Source organism: Acidovorax sp. LjRoot204 (assembly GCF_056175785.1).
The window spans coordinates 1-5,901 of sequence record NZ_JBGFFF010000218.1 but is presented as its reverse complement, the minus strand read 5'-3'; the positions used below and the strand labels follow the sequence as shown (position 1 = coordinate 5,901).

Genomic DNA, 5,901 nt, shown 5'->3' with positions numbered 1-5,901 from the left:
CCGTTCCTGAACCGGGTTCGGTGAGTCGCCTTGCGGGTTCGGCTCATCGATGGGATGAACTGTACGCCGATGGTGTTCAGGGAAAAACTACCCAGTCGCAAACTAACTGTTCCAGTATTGAGAACAATCTTTCCATCGTCCCGAACTCCGTGTGGGATCTTTCGGCGCTCGAATTTTGTTGGAAAAAACTGTATATTTATACAGTATCAAGCCACAGGAGAAGCAGCGCCATGCAAGTCATCGAATCCACTTACGCCGTCACCCTGCGCGACTACCCCGAGGAACTCCCGGCCAAGGAGCGCATTGCCGCAGAAACCCGGTACGCCAGGGCCCTGGAAAAGCAGCTTGGCGGCGCCGAACAGGTGGCGGCTGCCCTGGACACCATGCAGAGCCTGGAGGAGTCGCCCCCTGAGGTGGTGTCTCCTGGCGATCTCACCCTGCTCAAGACCTGGGGCAAGGCCAGCGTGGCAGCCCGGCAGGCCGGGTTCCGGGATCTGGGAGAAGGCGAGGGCGCGTACTTTGAGGTGCGGCTGGTCTGAGAGGCTGAGAGTCCTTTATCCATGCCCGCCTTGCACGCCGATACGCCCCGGCGCGTCGTTACCAATGCTCGCCATAGCCTGAGCTATGGCTGTGCTTTGTGCCTAGATCCGAGGCGTATTCGCGCGCCTTTCGGGCCCGGCTAAAAAACTTTCAGCCTCTGAGCCTGAAAGCCCGTAGCACGCAATGGGGCTGACCGAGCCGCCGTGCAGGCGCGTGTTGGGTGTGAGGGCCGGGTCGCCCCGGTGCTTGCGCACCCGCCGTGTGGGCAGATACTGTGTGTACATTGCATTACCTGCACCATCAACGCCGGAGACACAACACCATGACCCTGCCGCTTCACCCCCTGGACGCTGACCTGTTTGCCCGCGCGTTGCCGCTGCTGGACGACGAGTGGCTGACCCGTGACCCCGAATTGGCGCCCGTGTTGCCCACGGTGCTCGCGCGCAATGTGGGGCAGGACTGGCACAAGGCGGGCACGTTTCGCCACCACTTGGTGGGCGTGACGCGCACGCTGACGGTGTGGCAGCAGCCGCGTGATGTGCGCCTGTTGGGCCTGCTACACAGTGTGTATGGCAATGCGTTTGTGGACCTGGTGAAGTTCGACCCTGCCAAGGAGCGCGCCCGGGTGCGCGAGATTGCGGGCGAGTCGGCCGAGCACCTGGTCTACCTGTTCTGCACCCAGTCGCGCACGCAGTTTGTGCAAAAGGTGCTGGCCCATGCACTGGAGGCGGACGGCAGCCTGGTGCTGCAAAAGGACGGGCAGGACCATGTGCTCACGCCCTACGAGGTGGCGGCCTTCATCATCGTGAGCATGGCCGACACCATCGAGCAGTGGTTCAGCTGGCAAGACGACATCTTTTCGCGCTTTCCAGACGTGCAGCACCGCAGCCAGAAGGCGCACTGGGCCGCATCGCTGTGGCCCGGACCCATGCGGCCGTCGGGGCGCATGGTGCACCAGATCAATGGCCTGGCCAAGGCGCTGCAGCACCCGGGGCTGAAGGACGTGCTGCCCATGCCACCCGTGTTTGCACACTGCTCGCAGCACCTGTCTGCCGCCAACGAGGCGGCGGCCACGTCGCTGTACTGGTCTGTCATCCAGCAAGACCAGCCGCTGGTGGACCTGGACGTGGCCACCGGCGTGCTGGAAAGCGCCGTGCGCCACAACCCCTGGGTGGGCGAGCCGCAGATGGTGCTGGCCCAGCTGTATCTGTCCGCTGGCCGCAAGGACGACGCCAAGGCCGCTGCCGAGAGTGCGCTGCACCTGTTCAGCGCCTGGGGCAATGCGTGGGACAAGCGCGTGCAGTGGGACGCCTGGGTGGCCTGGACGCGCATCCTGCTGCAGGGCGCGACGGTGGAGGGCACCTGGCCCGAGCGGCTGGACAAGCTGAACAACGTGGCACTGCGTGGGTGACTTGGAACATCCCCCTGAGTGGCTGCGCCACTTCCCCCTTCTCTCGAATCGCTGCGCGATTCGGGAAGGGGGACGCAGCCCTCGCTGCGGGGCGGCCCTTGCTCGGCTGCCCTCGCCGGGCGCGCGCCAGTTTCATGAGGTGGGGGTGGGGGCACGGGCCTTGTCTTCTTATTCGAATGGGTTGTAATGAAATGAAAACTTAGTTGTTCCAGTTTTATCGGGGAAACCCTAGGATGCGAACCATCTCTCAACGAAAGGTTTTCCCTGTGAACAACAACAAGCGCCTTCTCCTGCAATCCGCCCTGGCCCTGGCCGCTGCTACCGCTTTCTCGTCCGGCGCCATGGCCCAGGACAAGCCCATCAAGGTGGGCGTGACCGGCGGCCCCCACGCCCAGATCTTCGAGCAGGTGAAGAAGGTTGCCGAGAAGGACGGCCTCAAGATCCAGATCGTCGAGTTCAGCGACTACGTGCAGCCCAACGCCGCGCTGGCTGCGGGCGACCTGGACGCCAACAGCTACCAGCACAAGCCGTACCTCGATGCGCAAGTGGCCGATCGTGGCTACAAGCTGGTGTCGGTGGGCTACACCGTCAACTTCCCCATCGGCCTGTATTCCAAGAAGGTCAAGAAACTGGAAGACCTGAAGGAAGGCGCCAAGTTCGGCATTCCCAACGACCCCACCAACGGCGGCCGCGTGCTGCTGGTGCTGCAGGACAAGGGCCTGATCAAGCTGCGTGACGGCGCGGGCCTCAAGGCCACGCCGCTSGACGTGGTGAGCAACCCCAAGAAGCTCAAGTTTGTTGAACTGGACGCCGCCCAGCTGCCCCGTTCGCTGGACGATCTGGACGCCTCGGCCATCAACACCAACTTTGCGCTGTCGGCCGGCCTGAACCCTGGCAAGGACGCCATTGCACAAGAAAACGCCAAGAGCCCCTACGTCAACCTGATCGCCGTGCGTGAAGCCGACAAGGACAAGCCCTGGGTGGCCAAGCTGGTGAAGGCTTACCACTCGGAAGAAGTCAAGAAGTTCATCCAGACCGAATTCAAGGGCTCGGTGCTGCCAGGCTTCTGAAGCTGATCGCAAATGCGCCCTGCGATGAAGGGCGCTGTGGCTCTGCGGACTGGTTGCTGCTTCGCCCTCTCTCCCGCAAGGGGAGAGGGGCGGAAAAAGCGGCTGCAACAGCAGTCGAACATCCAAGTATTTTTTGGCGTTGTGCGCTTTCCCGTAAAGCGCAAATAGCTATCTAAATGATAGCGTTTCGCCAACACCATTCCCCTGCGTCGCGCTGGGAAAACTGTGGTGTCGCGCTTGCATACACAATGAGAGGGTAACGTCCAGTAACACCATCCCTCCACCATGCCCTTCGCGGAACGAATCCTCACAGCGGTCTGGTTGAGTGCGACCACGCTGTTGTTCGTTGCGTCGCTGTGGGCACCGGCCCCTGGCGTGCGGCTGTTTCTGGACAACGCCTCCTGGACRCTGGCGTTTGGGCTCTCTGCATTCTGGGCCTGGCGTGGCTGGCGGCTGGCGCCGCCCACCGACCGCGCGCTGCACACCGGCCTGCTGATCTTTGCGGTGCTGGTGGCCCTGGGGCAAATGGTGTGGAACGTGCAGGTGGCGCTGGACTGGAACCCATTCCCCGCGCCCGCCGACCTGCTGTTTCTGGCGGGTGGGCCGCTGTGGGCTGCCACCGTCATCCGCGCCACTTTTGCGCGCCTGTCGCGCGACCGGGCCTACCCGGCGGCCCTGGACTTTGGCGGCACGGTGCTGGCGCTGCTGGCGTTCACGCTGGTGATCTACCTGCCCTCGGGCGAGGTGGACTCGCTGGCCGTGGGCACGGTGCTGGTGCTGTACCCGGCCGGGTTTCTCGCAGCGGCGGGCGTCACGGCGCTGGCTGTTCCGACGGTGGGGGTGCGCATCGACCGGTCCCATGCGCTGGTGCTGCTGGGCCTGCTGGGCTTTGGCCTGAGCTGGATGCAGTGGAACCTCATGGTCATCAGCAACACGGTGCAGCCGGGCATCTGGTTCAACGCCAGCTTCAGTGTGTCGGCGCTGGTGCTGGGCTGGGGCGCACGCTGGCTGCGGTTTGAGATGTCGGCAGATGCGGCCTACCGCCGCCAGTGCGACCAGGTCATGAACTACGTGCCACTGCTGTCCATGACGCTGGCGGCCATCACCCTGGTGCTGCTGTTTGTGGCGCCCGATGGCAGGGCAGGCATGCAGGCGCTGATCCTGGTGTGCTGCCTGCTGGTGCTGCTGCTGGCGGCACTGCGCCAGACCATTGTGGTGAGCCTGCTCAACCGCCTGCGCACGGCCGAGGCCGCCGTGCTGCGCAACGAGGAGCAGCTGTACCGCGTGGCGCACTTCGATGCGCTCACCGGCCTGCCCAATCGACGCTACTTTGAAGACGCGCTGGAGCGTGCCGTGGCCGAGGCCGCGCGCGACACGCACAGCACCAACCGCCGCGTGGCGCTGATGCTGATCGACCTGGACCACTTCAAGAGCGTGAACGAAACCTATGGCCACCGCGTGGGCGACGCGCTGCTGAGCGAGGTGGCACAACGCATCACCCAGCTGCTGGCGGGGCAGGGCCTGGTGTCGCGGCTGGCCAATGACCAGTTCACGGTGATGCTGCTGCGCCCGGCGTCGCGCACCGAGCTGGCGCAGCTGGCGGCCTCACTGGTGGAGGGCCTGGCGCAGCCCTGGGAGCTGTCGGAGGTGGGCGCGCAGTACATGGGGGCCAGCCTGGGCATCAGCCTGTACCCGGACGATTCGGCCAACAGCGTGGAGCTGGTGCGCCACGCTCATTCGGCGCTGCACGCCACCAAGAGTGCAGGCCGGGGCTCGTACCGCTTCTACATCGAGGAGTTCACGCAGATCACGCGCGGGCGGCTGGAGCTGCGCCGGCGCTTGCACAACGCGCTGCAGGCGGGCGAGTTCGCGCTGGTCTACCAGCCCCAACTCAACCAGCAGCGCCAGACCGTGGGTGCCGAGGCGCTGCTGCGCTGGTCGGTGGATGGCAAGGCGGTGCCGCCCGACGAGTTCATCCCGCTGGCCGAGGAGAGCGGGCTCATCGTGCCCATCGGGCTGTGGGTGTTCGAGACCGCCTGCCGCCAGATGGCACAGTGGCGTGCCGAGGGCTGGCAGGTGCCCGTGGTGTCGGTCAATGTCTCCACCATCCAGCTGCGTGAGCCGGGTTTTACCCAGACCCTGCTGGGCGTGACCCAGCGCGCCGGGGTGGCGCCCGCCGGCCTGGTGCTGGAGATCACCGAGTCGCAGCTGCTGGACGAGTCCCTGTACGCCATCGCGCTCGATCTGAAGAACGCGGGTTTTGCGCTGTCGATCGACGACTTTGGCACCGGCCACTCGTCGCTCATCAAGCTCAAGCGCCTGCCGGTGAGCGAGCTGAAAATCGACAAGGTGTTTGTGCGCGACATCGTGGTGGACGTGAACGACCGCGAGATCTGCGCCACCGTCAACGCCCTGGCCCGCACGCTGGGGCTGGAGGTGGTGGCCGAAGGCGTGGAGACCGAGGAACAGCTGCAGTTGTTGATCCGCATGGGCTGCGAGCGTTTCCAGGGCTGGCTGTTTGCACCGGCCCTGGCGCCCGGGCCACTGGCCGAGCAATGGCTGCAGCGGCAGGCGCCGCCCGCTGCGCAGTGACTGCTGGCACGGTGTGGCGTGGGGGCGGCATGGTCCGTGTGTGGCATATCAAAAATGATAGCTACTCAGGCATGTTCCACTAGCGCATCCGGCCGTTTTGCCCTGATAAAAGCCAAAACCCGGCACAGGGCCGGGTTTTGGGGGGGCTTGCAGGGCTTGTGCCCTGCGCGCCGTTGTTGCCGCTGGGCTTAGGCGGCCTGCGACACGCGACCCTGGTTGGCGGCCACGCTGGTGTGTGTGGAAATTTCCACGTTGGCCGAGGCCAGTGCGGCCGCCTTGGCGTCCGGG

4 protein-coding genes are annotated in these 5,901 nt (G+C 64.9%); all 4 read left to right on the top strand.

Going from position 1 to position 5,901, the window contains the following annotated elements:
* The first annotated feature begins 230 nt into the window (after positions 1-230).
* The 4 genes from AC04MI_RS22960 to AC04MI_RS22945 all read left to right on the top strand — a co-directional run bounded on the left by AC04MI_RS22960 (position 231) and on the right by AC04MI_RS22945 (position 5,613).
* Positions 231-539, top strand: a complete 309-nt coding sequence (locus AC04MI_RS22960) for a hypothetical protein (protein ID WP_436078635.1) — start codon at positions 231-233, stop codon at positions 537-539.
* Between the two features lie 323 nt (positions 540-862).
* Positions 863-1,951 carry a DUF6817 domain-containing protein gene (locus AC04MI_RS22955; RefSeq protein WP_436078636.1) on the top strand — a complete coding sequence of 363 codons (1,089 nt, stop codon included), beginning with the start codon at positions 863-865 and terminating at the stop codon, positions 1,949-1,951.
* Between the two features lie 266 nt (positions 1,952-2,217).
* Positions 2,218-3,021, top strand: a complete 804-nt coding sequence (locus AC04MI_RS22950) for a MetQ/NlpA family ABC transporter substrate-binding protein (RefSeq protein ID WP_476498791.1) — start codon at positions 2,218-2,220, stop codon at positions 3,019-3,021.
* Between the two features lie 285 nt (positions 3,022-3,306).
* On the top strand, positions 3,307-5,613 hold the full coding sequence (locus AC04MI_RS22945) for a putative bifunctional diguanylate cyclase/phosphodiesterase (RefSeq protein ID WP_108498869.1): 2,307 nt from the start codon (positions 3,307-3,309) through the stop codon (positions 5,611-5,613).
* Positions 5,614-5,901: the final 288 nt, after the last annotated feature.

What these genes read in the sequence shown, in the direction of transcription:
- AC04MI_RS22960 (WP_436078635.1), top strand. Translation starts at nt 231, where the DNA reads ATGCAAGTCATCGAATCCACTTACGCCGTCACCCTGCGCGACTACCCC.
- AC04MI_RS22955 (WP_436078636.1), top strand. Translation starts at nt 863, where the DNA reads ATGACCCTGCCGCTTCACCCCCTGGACGCTGACCTGTTTGCCCGCGCG.